At 44.7% G+C, this 19669-nt stretch carries 14 protein-coding genes and 1 pseudogene; 1 reads left to right on the top strand and 14 read right to left on the bottom strand.

Going from position 1 to position 19669, the window contains the following annotated elements; translation table 11 throughout:
- Positions 1-94: 94 nt before the first annotated feature.
- The gene (locus DMI82_RS08525; protein WP_021650270.1) at positions 95-2557 is read right to left on the bottom strand and encodes a glycogen/starch/alpha-glucan phosphorylase; all 2463 of its coding nucleotides are present in this window, start codon (positions 2555-2557) and stop codon (positions 95-97) included.
- Entirely contained in the window at positions 2557-5721 is a 3165-nt protein-coding gene (ileS, locus tag DMI82_RS08520; RefSeq protein WP_110103097.1) for an isoleucine--tRNA ligase, read from the bottom strand. The genes DMI82_RS08525 and ileS overlap by 1 nt, the downstream gene beginning before the upstream one ends.
- Before the next feature lie 791 nt (positions 5722-6512).
- On the opposite strand from ileS, the gene DMI82_RS08515 reads away from it, so the two are divergent.
- Positions 6513-7802, top strand: a complete 1290-nt coding sequence (locus tag DMI82_RS08515; RefSeq protein ID WP_110103071.1) for a D-alanyl-D-alanine carboxypeptidase family protein — start codon at positions 6513-6515, stop codon at positions 7800-7802.
- Here DMI82_RS08515 and DMI82_RS08510 read toward each other — a convergent pair.
- The 12 genes and pseudogenes from DMI82_RS08510 to lepB form a co-directional block, all read right to left on the bottom strand.
- Complete coding sequence (locus DMI82_RS08510) at positions 7779-8735, bottom strand: 3'-5' exonuclease (RefSeq protein ID WP_021650273.1); 957 nt, start codon at positions 8733-8735, stop codon at positions 7779-7781. The two genes, DMI82_RS08515 and DMI82_RS08510, sit on opposite strands and share 24 nt — an antisense overlap.
- A 70-nt stretch (positions 8736-8805) precedes the next feature.
- Positions 8806-9768 (bottom strand): nucleoside hydrolase, encoded by a 963-nt coding sequence (locus DMI82_RS08505; protein ID WP_110103070.1) that lies wholly within the window; start codon positions 9766-9768, stop codon positions 8806-8808.
- Positions 9769-10171: 403 nt separating this feature from the next.
- On the bottom strand, positions 10172-10609 hold the full coding sequence (locus DMI82_RS08500; protein WP_015526401.1) for an Hsp20/alpha crystallin family protein: 438 nt from the start codon (positions 10607-10609) through the stop codon (positions 10172-10174).
- A 418-nt stretch (positions 10610-11027) separates the two neighbouring features.
- The gene (locus DMI82_RS08490) at positions 11028-11774 is read right to left on the bottom strand and encodes a YibE/F family protein (protein WP_110103069.1); all 747 of its coding nucleotides are present in this window, start codon (positions 11772-11774) and stop codon (positions 11028-11030) included.
- A complete protein-coding gene (locus tag DMI82_RS08485) occupies positions 11771-12871 on the bottom strand; it encodes a YibE/F family protein (protein WP_110103068.1) in 1101 nt (366 codons plus the stop codon). Before DMI82_RS08485 ends, DMI82_RS08490 begins: the two co-directional genes overlap by 4 nt.
- Positions 12872-13063: 192 nt before the next feature.
- Positions 13064-14536 (bottom strand): annotated as a pseudogene (locus DMI82_RS20660) (PTS transporter subunit EIIC).
- Between the two features lie 113 nt (positions 14537-14649).
- Complete coding sequence (locus tag DMI82_RS08475; protein ID WP_015526406.1) at positions 14650-15129, bottom strand: PTS sugar transporter subunit IIA; 480 nt, start codon at positions 15127-15129, stop codon at positions 14650-14652.
- Between the two features lie 252 nt (positions 15130-15381).
- Complete coding sequence (locus tag DMI82_RS20060) at positions 15382-16341, bottom strand: aP2 domain (protein WP_022426562.1); 960 nt, start codon at positions 16339-16341, stop codon at positions 15382-15384.
- Positions 16342-16416: 75 nt separating this feature from the next.
- On the bottom strand, positions 16417-17184 hold the full coding sequence (locus DMI82_RS08465) for a Spy0128 family protein (protein ID WP_110103067.1): 768 nt from the start codon (positions 17182-17184) through the stop codon (positions 16417-16419).
- A 7-nt stretch (positions 17185-17191) separates the two neighbouring features.
- Positions 17192-17965: a class B sortase gene (srtB, locus tag DMI82_RS08460; protein WP_092072940.1), complete on the bottom strand. Its 774-nt coding sequence runs from the start codon at positions 17963-17965 to the stop codon at positions 17192-17194.
- 30 nt (positions 17966-17995) lie between these two features.
- On the bottom strand, positions 17996-19021 hold the full coding sequence (locus DMI82_RS08455; RefSeq protein ID WP_110103066.1) for a DUF7601 domain-containing protein: 1026 nt from the start codon (positions 19019-19021) through the stop codon (positions 17996-17998).
- Between the two features lie 102 nt (positions 19022-19123).
- On the bottom strand, positions 19124-19669 hold the full coding sequence (gene lepB / locus DMI82_RS08450) for a signal peptidase I (RefSeq protein ID WP_110103065.1): 546 nt from the start codon (positions 19667-19669) through the stop codon (positions 19124-19126).

Here is a 19669-nt window from a genome sequence, read left to right as displayed (position 1 = left end):
ACACAAAAAACAGGGCCGTCACCACTTCTGACGCGCCCTGTTTTTGTGTGGAAATTTATTTTATGGTAATACTTTGCAGATTACTTTCTATATCTTAGTTCTCTTTCACAACAACCTTATCCAGATGCCAGATATCATCTACATACTCCTGGATAGTTCTGTCGGATGTGAACTTACCGCTGCATGCTGTATTGAGAAGTGCCATCTTAGCCCAGCGTTTCTCATCCTTATATGCTTCCTCAACACGCTTCTGTGCCTCTGCATAGGAACGGAAGTCGCCAAGGATGAAGTACTGGTCAGGTCTCGGCATGTTGCGTTTGTCGAGAAGTGAATTGTAGATGTCACGGAACATCTCTGTATCGCTGGAGAAGGTTCCGTTGATCAGCTGCATCAGTACCTGACGGATCTCCGGATCTGTGTTGTAGATGAAGTCCGGATCGTAACCGCCGTTGTTCTCATAGTTGATGATCTGGTCGGAGCTCATACCGAAGATAAATGCATTCTCCTCGCCAACCTCCTGTACGATCTCAACGTTAGCACCATCCATGGTTCCAAGTGTCGGAGCACCATTCAGCATGAATTTCATGTTACCTGTACCGGAAGCCTCTTTACTTGCTGTGGAGATCTGCTCGGAAACATCTGCTGCCGCAAAAATGATCTCAGCGTTGGATACACGGTAGTTCTCGATGAATACAACCTTCAGCTTACCGTTGATGGAAGCATCATTGTTTACAACATCTGCCACACAGTTGATCAGCTTGATGATCTTCTTTGCACGTGCGTAAGCTGCGGAAGCTTTTGCACCAAAGATAAATGTTCTTGGATAGAAATCCATCTCCGGATGTGCCTTGATCTGGTTGTACAGATAGATCACATGCAGGATGTTAAGAAGCTGACGTTTGTACTCATGAAGTCTCTTAACCTGGATATCGAAGATAGAGTGCGGGTCAACCTCAACACCATTGTGCTCCAGGATATATTTTGCAAGACGCTCTTTGTTCTTGAACTTGATGGTCATGAACTCCTGAAGAGCCTTCTCATCGTCTGCGTAAACCTTAAGCTTGGAAAGCTGGGAAAGATCTGTGATCCAGTCCGGTCCGATCTTGTCTGTTACCCAATCAGCCAGAAGCGGGTTTCCATGAGCAAGGAAACGTCTCTGTGTGATACCGTTTGTTTTGTTGTTGAACTTCTCAGGCATCATCTCATAGAAATCCTTCAGCTCCTGATTCTTGAGGATCTCGGTATGAAGGCGTGCAACACCGTTTACAGAGTAGCCTGCAACGATCGCAAGGTGAGCCATCTTAACCTGTCCGTCATAGATGATCGCCATCTTCTTGATCTTCTCGAAGTTTCCAGGATATTTCTGCTGGATCTCAAGAATGAAACGACGGTTGATCTCCTCGATGATCTGGTATACACGCGGAAGCAGTCTGGAGAACAGCTCGATCGGCCATTTCTCAAGTGCCTCGGACATGATGGTGTGGTTGGTGTAAGCACAGCATTTTGTTGTGATATCCCATGCCTGATCCCAGCCAAGACCTTCCTCATCGATAAGAATGCGCATCAACTCTGCAACTGCAACTGTCGGATGAGTATCATTCATCTGGAATACAACCTTCTCATGAAGCTTGGTAATGTCGTCGTGTGTTTTTTTGTATTTGGCAATCGCTGCCTGAAGGCTGGCAGATACGAAGAAGTACTGCTGTTTCAGACGAAGCTCTTTACCTGCCATATGGTTATCATTCGGATAAAGCACCTCTACGATAGTACGTGCAAGGTTCTCCTGCTCTACTGCGTTGTGATAATCACCCTTGTCAAAAGAGTCAAGGTTGAAGTCTACGATCGGCTCTGCATCCCAGATACGAAGTGTGTTTACAACATCGTTGTTATAACCTGTGATCGGCATATCGTAAGGAACAGCCTTAACTGCCTGATATCCTTCATGGATGAATTTATTCTCGTTCTTCACCGGATCCCACTCAACACGTACATATCCGCCGAAATGAACCTCTTTTGCATACTCCGGACGACGGAGCTCGAAAGGATAGCCGTTCTTCAGCCAGTTATCCGGTGCCTCTACCTGATAACCGTCACGGATCTCCTGCTTGAACATACCATAACGGTAACGGATTCCGCATCCGTATGCACAGTAGTTCAGAGTTGCAAGAGAATCCAGGAAGCATGCTGCCAGTCTTCCAAGTCCACCGTTTCCAAGAGCCGGATCCGGCTCCTGGTCTTCGATGCAGTTAATGTCAAGTCCAAGCTCCTCAAGAGCCTCCTTAACCTCGCCGTATGCACCAAGGTTGATCAGGTTGTTTCCAAGGGCACGGCCCATAAGGAACTCCATGGACATATAATATACGATCTTCGGGTCCTGTTTTTCATACGCCTTCTGGCTCTTGAGCCAGTTGTCAATGATCACATCCTTCACAGTGTAGCTTACAGCCTGAAAGATCTGCTCCTGTGTAGCCTCTTCCAGTGTTTTTCGATAAAGGAATTTTACGTTTTCTTTTACACTTTTTTTGAATTCCTCTTTCTCAAACTGCTTGTCAATCATTAGTTTTCCTCCTGTACTTTGGATACTCCCAGTGTTACAGCCTCTTTATTGATGTTCCACTCCTTGGTATAACCCTCTGCTTCTCCCAGAATAATGTTTTCTGCCAGTACTTCACGTTTGATCTCATCCTGGTTTGCTTTCATGATATCCATGATCTTATCGTTATCTTTTGCATAGACAAGGATCTTGTCCATGACTTCGAAACCAGCCTCTTTACGCATAGTCTGAACCTTGCTGATGATCTCGCGGACAAAGCCCTCCTGGATCAGTTCGGGTGTAAGGTTTGTATCAAGGACAACGGATGTCTCACCGTCTGTCTCTGTCACATAGCCCTCGCTCTGGGCTGTTTCGATCAATAAGTCTTCCTCTGCAAGCTCGACGCTGTTTCCGTCAATGTCAAGAACGAGAACACCATTATCTCTCAGCTCTTTCATTGCTGCGGTTCCGTCGATCTCGGAGAGTGCGGTACGGATGCCGTTCAGAAGCTTGCCGTATTTCGGTCCTACTGTACGAAGCTGCGGCTTGAAGCTGTAGGAAATGAAGGACTCTACATCATCTGCGAATTTCACTTCTTTTACGTTAAGCTCATCTGCGATGATATCTGTGTAGAATTTATCCATAGCTTTCTCAGCTTTTACATACATGGTTCCGATCGGCTGACGGTTCTTGATGTTTGCGGTATTTCTGCATGCACGTCCGAGAACAACGATCTCAAGAAGCTCTTCCATGTTTGCCTCAAGATCCTTGTCGATCCATGCTTCGTTTACCTCCGGGTAATCGCAGAGATGGATACTCTCCGGAGCGTCTGCATCAATGCTTCTTACAAGGTTCTGGTAGATATCCTCAGTCATGAACGGGATCATCGGAGCTGCAGCCTTGGCAACTGTTACCAGTGCTGTGTAAAGTGTCATGTAAGCATTGATCTTATCCTGCTCCATGCCCTTTGCCCAAAAACGCTCACGGCTTCTTCTTACATACCAGTTACTCATATCGTCAACAAATTCCTGGAGTGCTCTTGCAGCCTCCGGAATCTTGTAGGAATCAAGATCCGCATCGACAGTCTTCACCATGGTATTCAGCTTGCTGAGCAGCCATTTATCCATAACCGGAAGCTTATCGTAATTTAAAGTATATTTAGTTGCATCAAAATTGTCAATGTTCGCATACAGTACGAAGAATGCGTAGGTGTTCCACAGAGTGCTCATGAACTTTCTCTGTCCCTCTACAACTGCCTTGCCATGGAAACGGTTCGGGAGCCACGGAGCACTGTTGATGTAGAAATACCAGCGGATTGCATCTGCGCCGTATTTGTTCAGTGCGTCAAACGGATCTACTGCATTTCCCTTGGACTTACTCATCTTCTGTCCGTTCTCATCCTGTACATGTCCCAGAACGATTACATTCTTATACGGAGCCTTGTTGAAAAGCAGTGTGGACTCAGCAAGAAGGGAGTAGAACCATCCTCTTGTCTGGTCAACAGCCTCGGAGATGAAGTCTGCCGGGAACTGCTGCTCGAACAGGTCTTTATTCTCAAATGGATAATGATGCTGTGCAAAAGGCATTGCTCCGGAATCGAACCAGCAGTCGATTACCTCCGGTACACGGTGCATGGTCTTGCCGCAGTCCGGACACTTCATGGTGATATCATCAATGTATGGACGGTGAAGCTCGATGGTCTTCGCGCGCTCGTCACCACTCTTCTCATAGAGATCCTGACGGCTTCCTACGGATTCCATATGTCCGCACTCACACTGCCAAATATTCAGTGGTGTTCCCCAGTAACGGTTTCTGGAAATACCCCAGTCCTGAACATTCTCAAGCCAGTCACCGAAACGTCCCTTACCGATGCTCTCCGGAATCCAGTTGATAGTATTGTTGTTACGGATCAGATCATCCTTTACTGCAGTCATCTTGATGAACCAGGACTCACGTGCATAGTAGATAAGCGGTGTGTCACATCTCCAGCAGTGCGGATAATCATGCTCGAATTTCGGTGCGTCAAAAAGCTTGCCCTCTTTGTCAAGGTCTGTGAGAACCATCGGGTCCGCTTTCTTTACGAATACACCTGCGTATGGTGTCTCTTTGGTCATGTTACCCTGTCCGTCTACGAACTGTACGAACGGAAGGTCATACTCACGTCCGACACGGCTGTCATCCTCACCAAATGCAGGTGCGATATGAACGATACCGGTACCATCACTCATGGTAACGTAGTTGTCACAGGTTACGAAATGAGCTTTTTTGTGCTGTTTTGCTGCTGCCTCTCCTGCACATGCAAAAAGCGGCTCATATTCTCTGCGCTCAAGGTCTGTTCCTTTATATTTCTCAAGGATCTCATATGCAGGCTCATCATCCTTTGCAAGCTTGCCGAGAACCTTGTCCAGAAGTGCCTCTGCCATGTAGTAGGTATAGCCGTCTGCTGCTTTTACCTTGCAGTAGATCTCATCCGGGTTTACACAAAGTGCAACGTTGGACGGAAGTGTCCATGGTGTTGTTGTCCATGCCAGGAAGTATGCGTCCTCACCAACAACCTTGAAACGTACGATCGCAGAGCGCTCTTTAACAGTCTTGTAGCCCTGAGAAACCTCCTGTGCGGAAAGCGGAGTTCCACAGCGTGGGCAATAAGGAACGATCTTAAAGCCTTTATAAAGGAGACCTTTTTCCCAGATCTCTTTCAGCGCCCACCACTCAGACTCGATGAAATTGTTGTCGTATGTTACATACGGATGCTCCATGTCAGCCCAGAAACCAACGGTAGATGAGAAATCCTCCCACATTCCCTTGTATTTCCATACGCTCTCCTTACACTGCTGAATGAACGGCTCCATTCCGTACTCCTCGATCTGCTCCTTGCCGTCAAGGCCAAGCTTCTTCTCAACCTCAAGCTCAACCGGAAGTCCGTGAGTATCCCATCCTGCTTTTCTCGGAACCATGTACCCCTTCATTGTACGGTATCTCGGGATCATATCCTTGATAACTCGTGTCAGAACGTGTCCGATATGTGGCTTACCATTTGCGGTAGGCGGTCCGTCATAGAATGTGTATGTCTCGCCCTCTTTACGGCTGTCCATACTCTTTTCGAAAATCTTGTTGTCTTTCCAGAATTTCTCAACTTCTTTTTCACGGTCAACAAAATTCAGATTCGTGTCAACTTTACGATACACAATATTTACCTCCTGTGTCTGATTACTGGCTGCTGCCTCATCTGTAAGGCCACAGCGGATTGTTTCTTCACAGATACCTGTTCGTGCCAATGCTTCGGGCACTTATAAAAAAAGACCCCATCCTGTAAAAGGACGAAGTCTGATTCGCTGTACCACCTGTTACATTATACGGGCCTGTGTCCGGATCCCTGCGTCTTCTGCTGTGTTCTTATGCTCTGTGTTATGGCGCGGGCTGTTGTTCCATGTCTGTTCATGGCGGACAATTCTTTGTATCTGCCGATATATGTTCCCTGTAACGGAGGAAATCCGTCAGTTCTTACTTAATGATCATCTGTATATCAGATATTCTTCCGGCTGCTGCCGGACAACTTCGGAACTGAAGCTCAGGAGTGATATTCCGCCATATTTACTCGTCCCGGGCTCCCACCATCCCCGGTTCGCTGCAAGCTTTCCATATGGCCTACTGTCTCCATCACAGCTTTTTCTATATACGCTGTCTATTATAGGTTGGGGAAAATCCATATGTCAAGTGTTTTCATGGATTTTTCTTATTATATGTATGTTCACTTCTTCTTAATGGAATTTTCACAGACTGCAAGTGGTTTTTCCGGGAGGAAAGTGGTATACTACTACAGAATCTTGAGGGCAAAAATACAGCGTTTCATTAATACAATGCTATAATTAATGAAATACTGCACCTCATCACAAAACGGGCAAGATTTTTTCGGTTACTGATCCTCAAATGAATAATAACCTTCTCGCCCGGATTTATCACTGAAAGGTATCTTGTTATGAAAAATATGAAAAAACGATCCTTGCGCCGGATCTTTGCAGGCATTCTCGGCATAGGGATCCTGCTCACAGGCGCAGCTCCCTGCGCGGCGGCTGCCTATGGATACGATGAATATGGTGATCCTATCGTCACTGCCACACCGGTTCCTGATGGTCAGGCAGCAGCAGTCACGCCTGCTCACTCCAGCTATTATTCACAGGCTGCCGACACCGATTCCATTGACGGGTGGCCCAAAGGTCCCGGCATCGAAGCACAGGCTGCAGTCCTTATGGATGTAAATACAGAAGCCGTTCTTTATTCCAAAAATGCGGACACACAGCTCTACCCTGCCAGCATCACGAAGATCCTGACTACACTGCTTGCCTGCGAAAATCTGAACGCTAAGACAAACATTACCGTATCTGAAAAAGCTTCCACCAGTGTAACTGCCGGAGATTCCAGTATTTATGCTGCTCCCGGTGAAAAATTCACCAGGGATCAGGCCCTGATGGCTGTCATGCTCCAGTCCGCTAATGAAATGTCTGTCGCCATTGCGGAAGAAGTTTCCGGCTCTGTAAAGAAATTCGCAGAACTCATGAACTGGCGCGCCAAGCTTTTTGGCTGCAAGAACACACACTTTAATAATCCCAACGGTCTTCCGGATGAGAATCATTACACCACAGCCTCCGACATGGCAAAGATCGCCAAATCCGCCTGGCTGAATCCTCTTTTCCGGCGATACTGCACCAAACGTTATTACGAGATCCCGCCTACCAATAAATTTGCGGAAGCCCGCCAGCTGCTCAATCATCACAAGATGATGAAAAACGGCGAATATTATTATGAAGGCGTCCGTGGCGGAAAAACAGGCTACACGGATGCATCCGGCAACACACTTGTCACCTACTGCAAACGAGGAAATATAACGCTGGTAGCCGTGATCCTGAATTCTACTTCCGCGGCAAATGCTTACAGCGATACCGCTTCTCTTTTTAATTATGGTTTTGAAAATTTTGAAAAAGTGGATATGAAGGTGTCCATGGAGCCAGTCCCGTTTAAGGTACTCCCTTGTGACAAATATATCCTTAAGAATAACGGAAACACCTATCCGTTTTATTATCAGACAAAGGTTTATGTGACCCTTCCAAAAGGTATCAAAAAATCACAGCTTAACAAACGCCAGGCCGTTCTTCAGAATGCTGTCGGCCCACTGCGTCTGAAAAGCAAATATTATTATAAGAAACAAATGGTCGGATGGGGAATGCAATACGAACGAAACATCGTATCAGATCTTCTCCTGGCTTCGTAACATTTTCCTGCGGCGGAGAGATTCGTGCTTTTCACGGATCTCATCCGCCGCTTCTGTATCTTCTGCTCTCAGGGTCTTCACCCCGAAATATTTTCCCTCATCGGTTTTTCGGATCCGGATCTTTCCGGCAACAGGTCCATGCTCATGGCAAAGGGCAAGGCTGTAATATACCTTGGAATTGTTGGTACTGAACCAGCGGATCTTCCTCTTGGCAGGGCATCTGCAGATAGGACACATGGTACTTACCATAGTACGGTCCTTCATCAGACGCTCCTTTGATACAAATTCCCTGGACACAAACTTGTCATGGTCTGTATAGGAAATATAGATCTCGCTGTCTCTGGATTTTGGATTCTGATATACATCCAGGGACGGATGGCGGATCATGCAGGCTTCATCAATCTCCAGGAGTATCCTGGCAGTATAGCTGGCGTCTGCCAGTGCCCGGTGAAAATCCCGGTTTTTGGGAAGCTGCAGGTAGTCTGTAGCATATTCCAGGGAACGCCTGGATATTCCATCCTCGAATTTTATGCTGAAAAGTTTCTGCACATCGTAGTAATGCACCGGCCCTGGCATCAGCTTCAGAAGATTATAGTATTTCATATTGCGCTGAAGTTCCATCACATCCTGGTCTCCCCAGGTAAAAAAGCGATACTCCTCCCCGCACCATTCCAGAAATCTCCGGATTGCCCTTGGAAAAGGGATGCCTTTTTCCAGTTCATGATAATCCACGTGGATCACTTCATGGATACTGTCGTGGATCCAGTGGTACACTTTGGGCTTGATCAGGCACTGAAAGGTATCAACGATCTCTCTTTTTTCATTTAATTTTACTGCCCCGATCTCTATGATCTCAAACGGGAGCCGACTATCCGGATGTCTTCTTCCATCCGGATTCTGGTTCCATTCCAGGTCAAATACAATATAGTTCATGGGTTTTCTGTCCTCTTATCTGACTGCTCAGCTGCTTCATAAATGCAGCTGTTTCCGGATCGTTGTCCGGCTATTTCATATTTTTGCATTCGGACACAGAATAAATCGCTTCAAACAGCTCCTGCTGGAAGCTTTCTGTATCTGCATCTGTCAGAATCATATCTTTCATTTCGTCTTCTTCGTGTAGCCACCAGCGGAAATCGCATAATGTGGCACCCCGTCCGGCACCGTCTGAACAATCCACATCCAGGAATACTTTTTCTGTTTTAAAGAACTCCGGATGGATGAGATACATAAACGGTACAGCAGCATGGATACTTGCAACGCAGCGATATTTGGAAAAATTTTCAAGTACGTAGCCAGCCATATCTCCACAGGCTCTGGCTGCCGGATCACCGGACTGGCACAGCTTCATGATCTGGTTTCTGGTGAGATTACATTTCAGGGTAGCATCCAGTCCACACATGATCAGTGGGATTCCGGAATCGAATACGATCTTTGCCGCCTCCGGATCTGCGTAGATGTTGAATTCCGCTGCCGGTGTGATGTTTCCGCCTTTTGCTGCGCCGCCTGTAAAAACAATTTTTCTGATCTTATTCTTTATTTCAGGAAAAACCTTCAACAGAAGTGCAAGATTAGTCATTGGTGCAGTTTCGATCATTACTACCTGCTCGCCCTCCGGAATGGCATTCAGAATGTCACGGATAAAAAGCACTGCATTGTCAGAAGCAGCCTCTGATTTTGCTTCCGGCAGTACGCAATGGCCAAGCCCTGTCTCTCCGTGGAATTCTTCCGCATGAATTGCCGCTTTCACAAGAGGACGGTCCTGGCCTCCTGCCACCGGAACCTTCAGTCCGTAAAAATCCACCAGCTCCAGTGCATTTTGGGTCACTCTTTCTATCCTGGTACTTCCTGCAGATGTCGTCACTGCAAGCAGCTCCAGTTCATCCTGATGTGCTGCCGCATATGCCAGTGCGATCCCGTCATCGATTCCGGGATCACAGTCCATGATAACCTTGATCTTATCTCCCATATATTCACCTCTGTAAAAACTCTTTCCCCAATTTTATAGTATTGCCGAATTTCCGCTGTTTACCTGTTCCAAGTATAACAGAGTGAGGAAAGAGTGTAAAGTTAATCAGAATTCGTTACTGTTCACTCCGTTCTCAGCAACACGCTTCGCGGAATATTACCAGTAAACAGTAATCAGAATTCACCTCTGTACTTCAGGCTGAAACGTAAAGAACCCCTCTGCCGGACATTGGCAGAGGGGTGGAAAAAAGGGGGTTATATTCATTTATATAAACAAATGCAATGTGCAATTTGGAGCTTTAATATTGCAATATCCGTTTGGGTTGTTCCGGATATTGTTATTATGCTATATCCCATCACCCGGAGCTTGCAATCCAGTACCGGGGCTTCACAATAAATGCTGATCAATCAATAGAAACAAATTTCTTCTCTTCTGCTTCTTTCTTGGTTTCTTCCTTCGGGAAGGTTACATGAAGGATTCCGTTCTCATATTTCGCATGGATATCTTCATGCTTAATGCTCGAGCCTACATAAAAGCTTCTGTTGCAGGTTCCTGTATAACGTTCTCTACGAACATATTTACCTTTATCATCCTTCTCGTCCTTCTTCTCTTCTCTGGTTGCCTGAATGTTCAGATAACCATTCTTCAGCTGGATCTTCACATCCTCTTTCTTAAATCCCGGAAGATCAATCTCCAGTTCATAATTGCCATCTACATCACGGATATCTGTCTTCATCATATCCTTCACCTGAGGATAAGCATTGGCAGCTGCCTGACGGCCTGTCGGATATCCCATAAAATCATCAAATAAATCTTCTCCGAAAATACTTGGCATTAACATAACTCATTCCTCCTGATCTATATTCGCTGCGTGCTGCGCAGGCGTTTTTAATTTACTGTTTCTGAAAACATCTGCAAATTCTGTAAGAACTTTCTCCGGAAGATTTCTTTTTTCTCTCTTCCTTTGTTCTGTATGTACTATAACACGCATTATTAGCACTGTCAAGAGGCGAGTGCTAATTTCACACTTTCTTCACATTTTCCGTAATTTTACGATCCATTTTTCCGATACATATGTCTGAAGCGCCGAAGATAGAAGGACTCCCAGGATCAGAAATGGAACTGCCTGTAAAAGCACTCCCATAAATACATAAATATAATAACTGCTTTCATAAAAGAGAGCCCACGTCTGCTGAATACAGGAAAGAACATCTGTATCGGGACCATGGATTCCGTATTCAGTGCAGTGGAGATATGCTTCATGAGATCTGTCGAATAATACATCTGATCGATACCGGGACGGTAATAAGGCAGGCTACCACACCAGATAGCATGACTGCAACATCCTGGAATAGGAACTGGGAATTAAGAATGATCTCCAGGCTATATTGCTGTGTCTGAATGTATGAAAACAATAAAATAGTTCCTCCAAGATAGGCAAACAGCAGCGTATTTACCGTTGTACCGATAATTTCTTTCCCAACCTGATAGCCGGAAGCTGTAAGCTCTTTCGCTGTCAGACTGTTTTTATGAGTCCAGACTTCATATACAGAAGATGTTACAGATAATGCTGTATCGATAACAGCCCCAAGAGTACTGAAAACAGTTACAAATATTCCTACATGAAGCATGTTAATATGAAGGTCCGTACTGTAATAGTACATAAAATCGTCTTCCGAAATCTGCAGCTCATTTAACCCGTAACTTCCTGATCTCCATGTGATAATATAAATCGGAATAAACAAAAGTAACATTACCAGCAGTGTAGCCAGAAAAGCCGCCCGCGTCTTTGGATTATTTCCGTTCTGATAAAACAGAGAAATATAACAGACACCTGCACCTGCCACCAATATCAGGAGCAGTACAGGAAAACCGGCAGACATCAGCATAATTGAAAAAAACAAAATTACAATATTCCCCGCCAGTGTCATAATTGACATGGCTCCACGCTCTCCGCCAATCAAGATCACCAGAAAAATTAAAATCAATGCAAGAAAAATGATCATTCTCTGACACCCCTTTTCCGTGATGGTATTTTCATAATCGCTGAAGCAATAAAAACAGATACTGGTATTGCCAGTACAATTCCAATACTTTCTATCAGAAAACGACAGATATCATATGGAATGTGGTATCTCACGATCGTTATAAAGCTTATATCATTATTCATCTTAAGTATGAACATGGGAATCATGCCGCTTGCCAGAACAAACAGCAGTACATTTATCATGGTTCCCATAATATCATATCCGATTTCACGACCGGAATGTATCAGTCTTTTCAGAGAAACCGATGGATTTTTCCGCACGATCTCTCCTACTGCTGCGCTGATCGTCACCGTCACATCCATAATTGCACCAAGTCCTGTCAGCATAATATCTGCCCAGAATATATCTGCTGAATTGCCTGTACTTCCAAGGTATTCCAGATTGGAATAATCCAGATCTCCGTACATATAAATAGAAAATTCAAACAATGCCATGATCAGAAACAGAACACACAGTGTTGAAAGAACTGAGGAAAATGTTTTTCTATGAATTCCATTTAAACAGATCAATGTAGTCAGTGAAAAAAGAACTGCGATGACATTACAGATATTTAAAATATTTTTCCCTTCTGTAAAAGCCTGAAATCCATACGCAAATATGACTGTATTCAGTATCAGTGATATGATCGTGTAAAATCCCTGCTTTCCTGTAATGCAGATCAGAAGAAAAAATAATCCTCCTGCCAGTAATGCCAGATACCCATCCCTTTTTACAGAACGTATCGTTTTTCCGGGGCTTTCCTTTGAACCGCTTAAAAGAACGGTGTCTCCTTTATGATATTTCTTGGTCTGAACCTGAGAAGATGTATATTCATTAGAGACCGTTATTTTTCCCCCTTTATGCGGACCGTTTAATATCCGTGCCGTAATATTCTGAGTATAGTAATATTCTTTTGAGCCCCTGGTTCCTTCTCTGCTCAGAGTCTGTTTTTCTGTTACGGAACATATTTTTGCCAGCGGTGTATGATAAAATCGGGAATTACAGCAGGTAAACAGAACAAAAATAATATATATGCCGGCTAAAAGATATTTTTTGTGAAATATGCAGGATTTCATTAACTTCATTCCCCCTGTAGAAATATTGCAATCATAAACGCACTGACCGGTTGTTTTTTATCGAAGTAACATTGTACGCTTTTTGAAAGTATTGGTCAATATAAGGTATACAAAAAAACAGCAGCAGAACCGTTTTCACAGTTCTGCTGCCCCCATAATTATTTTAACAAATACCTGACTCCAAAAAAGTCATTATTTACAAAGCGCAGAAAATGCATCTGCAACAAACTGAACCTTGGTTCCGATAATAACCTGTACAGAAGTTTTTCCAGGTTTGATCACGCCTGCAACACCTGCAGATTTGATCACCTTATCATTTACAGCTGTAATATCCTTAACCTCAAGTCTCAGTCTTGTGATGCAGTTATCGATACTTGTGATGTTCTCTTTTCCGCCACAGCCTTCAAGGATCTTTGCGGCAATAGCAGTATAGTCATCATTTGCAAGCTCGATATTCTTCTCTGCCTCAAGATCGTCATCGTCTTCTCTTCCCGGAGTCTTCAGATCAAATTTCTTGATGGCAAAAAGGAATACAACATAGAATACGATGAATGCTGCAATTCCAAGCGGAAGAATGAGCCATGTCTTCTGTGCTGCCGGAAGTGAGGATGAGAAAAGTAAATCCATCGCACCGGCGGAGAAGCTGAAGCCTGCACGGAAGCCAAGAGCAACTGTGATCATGGTGAAGATACCGTAAAGTAATGCATAAATTACATAAAGGCCAGGAGCAAGGAACATAAATCCAAACTCGAACGGCTCAGTTACACCACAGATAAATGCACAGATCGCTGCAGATGCAACAAGACCGATGGCAACTTTTTTCTTTGCAGGTTTCGCACATCTTACCATTGCAAGTGCTGCACCAGGAATACCAAACATCATACATGGGAAGAATCCGGACATGTACATTCCAAGGCTCCAGGATACATCTGCAGAGGTTTCACCTGCCCAGAAGTGCTGAAGATCACCAAGTCCGATGGTGTCAAACCAGAATACATTGTTCAGTGCGTGATGTAATCCGGTAGGGATCAGCAGACGGTTCAGGAATGCATAGATACCTGCACCAACAACATCCATACCTGCAACTGCTTTTCCTAATGCTACAAGTGCACTGAAAAGTAATGGCCACACAAACAGTAATACAGCAGATACGATAATGGAAACCACTCATGCGATGATCGCTACGCAGCGCTTGCCGCTGAAGAATGACAGCCAGTCAGGAAGCTTGGTGCTCTTGAATTTGTTATAGCATGTAGATCCGATGATACCGGCAAGGATTCCGATAAAAGGATTCGCAATTTTGTCAAATGCAAGAGTCTTTGTTGCATTGTCAGCGATTGATGGCATGATGGTTGTAACAAATCCTGTAGAAAGAAGTGTTGTGAGCATCAGCCAGGATGCAAGTGCAGCAATTCCGCCGGTTCCGTCATTCTTTTCTGACATACCGACACCAACACCGATAGCAAAAAGGATTGCCATGTTGTCGATCAGAGCTCCGCCTGCCTTAACCAGAAACAGACCGATCAGATTGGCTGCGCCATGAATGTCTCCACCCTGCATAGTTGCCGGACATAACCAGTATCCGATACCCATGAGGATACCACAGATTGGCAGTACTGCCACCGGAAGCATTAACGCTTTTCCCAGTTTTTGAAGAAATTTCATATATTTCCCCTCCCTTAAAATAAATATATTTGACCGGATCACTCCGGTTATAACACCCCGAAAATTGCTACTATCTCCGGGCTGCTATAAGCCTGTCAGCTGCATGAAGATGATCATGAAAGCTTGAGGACGGCTTCATCCGCCGAAACATCCCCCTCCTTCTGGAGGCTTATCTTTCCGTAATCATCTGTGTTGCAGATCAGAACCGGGATAATCGTGTTTAAACCGGCTTTCTCAATTTTGTCCAGATCAGCCTCTATCAGAAGGTCACCCTTTTTAACCTTGTCACCTGCTGCAACGTGCGCTTTAAAGGGTTCGCCCTTAAGTGTGACTGTATCCAGTCCGATATGTATCAGTATTTCCGCGCCCTGAGTGCTTGTCAGCGTAACTGCATGAAGCGTATCAAATACCATTGCCACCTCACCGTCTGCCGGAGCATATATCCTGCCGTCTGCCGGGATCACGGCAAAACCGTCACCCAGTACCTTATCCGCAAAGACAGGGTCCGGAACCTCCGCAAGGGGAACCACTCTACCCTTGCAGGGTGCATAGATTAAATTTCCTTTATCTTTTCCTTTAAAAAATTTCAGCATATTCTCTTCCTCCCGTTATTTCACCACTTCTTCCGGTATTGATATCCGCGATGTCGATTTGTAAATATGTCTATATGTTTTTTATCCGTTCCGGGTTTATATTATATATTTCGTATAATTTTCATTTTTTTGATTTTTAGGCATGTGTATATATTAACCATTATTTTCGGTTTTGTCCACATTTTTATCGGTATTTTTCAAAAAAATAAGCTGTAGCACATTAACGCGACAGCTTATGTGAGAATATTCAGTTTACTTCAGCAGTTCTTTTTCTTTCATATTCGTTGTCACCTGAAACTCTCCGTTGATCCGTTGGATCTCGTATACCAGGGGATTATTTCTGGCCCAGCCGGGATCTTTTTCTGCCTGCCGGTTCCAGCTGTACCAGGCGCGGACAAAGCCTTCGTGGATGGTAGATTCCGCTTCCTGGCGGGCCTGGACCGCATCCTGATAATCCACAAAAGTTCCGATATAAAATCGTTTCCCCTTGAATCCGATGGTAGCACGGTATTTTCCATTCCGCAGCTGATAGACGCCACGGAATCCGCTGGTATTATCACTGCGGTGCTTTCTTTTTTCCAGCATCTCCACACAGGTTCCATCTACCATATGCAGCTGCCCGGGAAGCTCCTTCCATATCTCCTGTCTCAGACAGCCACAGCTTCTGTAATTACCATGAAGAAGGCCATCCTCTGTCACATCCACTTCATTTCCGCAGTCACACCGACAATGCCAGAACACAGAGCCCTTTTTGCTCCTTTTATCTGTATGATAGAGAGCAGTCAGCCGCCCGAAACGCTGTCCGCTGATGTCGGTGATCCCGCGACCTCTGACATAATGGCCGCAACCGCAGCTGGTACATTTTCCGGCTTTCAGGCTGTGTGCAGTGGAAATATGCATATTCCCGCAGTCACAGCGGCATTCCCACCTGGTCCTGCCGTTTTTACTTTCCAGTTTTTTTACTGCCACAAGTTTCCCGAAACGCCGGCCTGTAAGGTCTTCTGCCACCGGTCCTCTCTTGGCACTGTTTTCCGGAATACATCCACAGTCCTTTACAGTCCCACGCATCAGATGTCTGGTATTTACTTTTATCTCATTTCCACAATCACATCTGCACAGCCATACAACATACCTGTTTTCCCGCTCATCCAGTTTTTTCAGTACCGTCAGATGACCAAATCTCTGACCTTCCAGTTTAAGTCCGTTTGCCATCCTCTGTCCCTCACATTTCGTCAAAAAAAGCGATGCGGTAGAAATTTTTCCTGCCGCACCGCTGTCCGGATCCTGTTATTTATCCGTTTTCTTTTTTCTTCTGACAAATACTGCTGCCAGTAATACCACGCATCCGGAAACGCAGATCACTGCGATCCATTTTGCAATGTTTGTGTTATCTCCTGTTTTTGGCATAGCTTTTACATGACTGGAACCAGTATTTCCTGTATAGGAAGAAGTTCCGGAAGCAGGCGGATTGCTGTCAGGTTTTATCGGCGTGTTCGTTATGGTCGCTGCCGGAGTTCTGGTCGGCACTGCAGTCGGAGTTTTTTCCGGAAGTGGTGTCGGTGTATTTTCCGGTACAGGTGTCGGCGTATCCACAGGATCGTAGGAATTCACAAAGCCGATATCCTGTTTCTCGCTGTTCATCTGTGCATCGGTATGTGCAGCCACAACTGCTTCCAGATCACCGGACTCTCCGTTCGTTACTGTTACTTTCACATAATAAACGGTATTGTCATAATGTCCGTTTTCCAGCTTTCCAGGCTGCTGGGAAACGCTGTAAGTGTATACGCCAGGAACAGCATATTCCACTGCAGGAAATTCTGCTTTCCCCGCACCTGTGATCGTGATCGTATTTTCTTCCGGCATGGGTGCTTCGTCCTCACCCTGAAGAATGATCGTATAAGTTTCGTCCGGAGATGGCTTCTCACCTGACAATTCCACGCTGACAGGAATCTTTACTTCCGCAACTCCAGCTGCCATAGCTGAAATCGGAAAAACTGTCAGGCACAGAACCGCAAGCAGGAGCACTGCCGGAAATTTTCGTATATTCGTCTTCATCCCCTCCTTACGTCTCCGGCGAATAAGGTTTCATTACCGCCAGAAGAACTGTTCTTGCATCTGTAAATTCCGAAGAGCAGGTTGACATTGCCAGTATCTGGGAAAAATCTTCGGACTTTCCAATGTTATCCATTGTCTGCTGATGGACATGTTCCGCGTTTTTTCTGACAAAATCCACAAGTCCGCTGGTGTCCGCCTGCCATTTTCCCGTTGCAAAAATAGACTCCTCAGATGCGGAAACCTGCATACATGCAAAAATTTCCAGCTTGTAGGAACGGTCAGGCAGAATCAACGTACCTGTGGTGCTTTTGTTGAAAAATTTCTTTTTTCTGTAAAGATCCAGATCTCCGAACATCTTATGCTCTGCCATGTGATGACCATACAGGAGAGAATATTTCCCCCGAAAATTCCTGTCACAGCCGGAATCCAGAAAGATGCTTCCTGACAAAGCAAAATCACCGTATACATCGGTGTTGATGTAAGTCAGGTTATCTTCTCCCTGAAGGATCGGATAGTCGATCTTTGTGTGGTCCAGTGTGATCCATCCACAGACATCCGGATTGATCTTGCGGAGCTCTTCAAAAGAAGTGCCTCCGTCTTTCTGTTCCGGGTCGGGTTTCAGTTTTAAGAGCTGGGACTGGATGTCGTCCACAGCGCCATAGACCTGTGCGTTATCCCAGAGTGCATACCCGGAATACGCCGCCGCCAGGATCAGAAACAATGCTACAATGGCAGTAACCAGAGAGTTGGCTGCTTTCAGAAAAAACTTAGATGCGTTCATACTGCCTCCTCTCTGCTGCCTGGATGATCATTAGTCTTCGTATTTACGTCTTCTGGTGATGAATGCTGCACCTGCGATTACGATCACGCCTGCGAATACGAGGATGTATGGGAGGGTTGTAAGGTTGATGCCGGTGTCGATGTTGCCACCTTTGCTGTTTACAAATGCCTGAATTGCTTTGACTGCAGTAGTTGTTCCCTCTGCTTTATTACCATCTGTTCCATTTACCGTTGTTTTATATTTATCAACTGCAGTCTCTGTTACTGTGTAAGTAACATCTTTTGGCAGATTTGCGATAGTGATTGTATCATTATGTTTCAGTTTAAATGTTGTTGTTGCACCAACTTTGATAAATGTTGGATTTTTATCATATGAACCGCCTGATACTGTATAACCATTTTTATCATATGCTGTTTTTTCATCTTTTCCTGTTAAAGTAATTGTAAAATCGAAATATTTAGACTTGTCACCAAGATTACCTGTTACCTGTTTAGATACCTCTAATTTATTAGCTGTATAAGTGTTATTAAATGCAGCTTCATCATTTGCAAGTTTGTTTTTATTTTTTGCAAAGGAAACAGACTCTACTTTAAATGTTCCTAATGTCTCACCATTTACTACAGTGACTTTCATTGTTACAGAATCTGTATCGTAGTCTACACCTGCTGTAGTTCCTGCTGTCTCTTTAATTGTGTAAGTATAAACTCCAACACTTTCGTAAGCTGGAAGAATTACATCAACAGTCTTCTTGTTACCGTCTATAGTAGCACCATCTTCTTTTGTATAAGAAACAGATCCAGCTGTTGGTGTTGGCATATTCGTTACATTTACCTTCTCTGCTGCATCTGTAACTCCTGCATTCTCAATAGTAAAATTAAATGTTTCTGCAGGTGAGCTTCCTTCACCGATCAGCTTATATTCTTTAGTAAACTGAACTTTACCTTCTACAGGCGTCTGTGCTTTGTTGACTGTCTCTTCCGCAAACGCCGTACTTCCCATGGTAAACATGGTGGCTGCTGCGATCAAACATGCTAACAGTTTCTTTGTCTTTTTCATAAGAAAATCCTCCTAGAAATATAAATTTATTTATAAGCTCATAAAAAGCAGCTTATACATTTGTTGTTATGTTCTCTCAGAAATGGGAGAACAGTTAATTTTTTACAGTTCCCTTCTTCGAAGTATAGTGATCACTTTTGCTTTTACATCCTCCGTGGAGATGGGGCCGAATTCACGGCTGTCTTTTGCATGGGTTCGGTAATCTCCCAGGATAAATACACTGCCTTCCGGAACTGTATAGGGATATGTGATCCCTTCCTTTGCATATGTAGGAAATGCAATTTCTCCTGTCTGGGCTGTTCCGTTTACGAGAAGCGTTCCTGTGTCATCCATTGTGATCACATCGGTTTCGCATCCCAGGATACGCCCTACATGAGTTTTGCCGCCGGCTTCATACACGACAACATCTTCTTTTTCAAGATTCTGTTCCAGCCGATAACCGATGAGAAGATCTCCGGCCTCCACTGCCGGGAACATTTCATTATCCGGTGCCTGGCCTATAAGAAAAACCTGTGTAAACAGCAGCCAGCCAACGGCCACGATCAACACGATCCGCCAGAAAAGACGGATGTAGCCTTCCTTTATTTCTGTAGAATATCTTCTTTTCCGGATTGTCTGAGAACAGGTTTGATCTTTTTCAGCACGCAT

It is taken from the genome of Blautia sp. BCRC 81119, from assembly GCF_003184505.1.
In the GTDB taxonomy this organism is placed as follows: Bacteria; Bacillota; Clostridia; order Lachnospirales; family Lachnospiraceae; genus Blautia_A; species Blautia_A fusiformis.
Note: the sequence above shows the minus strand (reverse complement) of the source record. Positions and strands in the feature narration are given on the sequence as shown.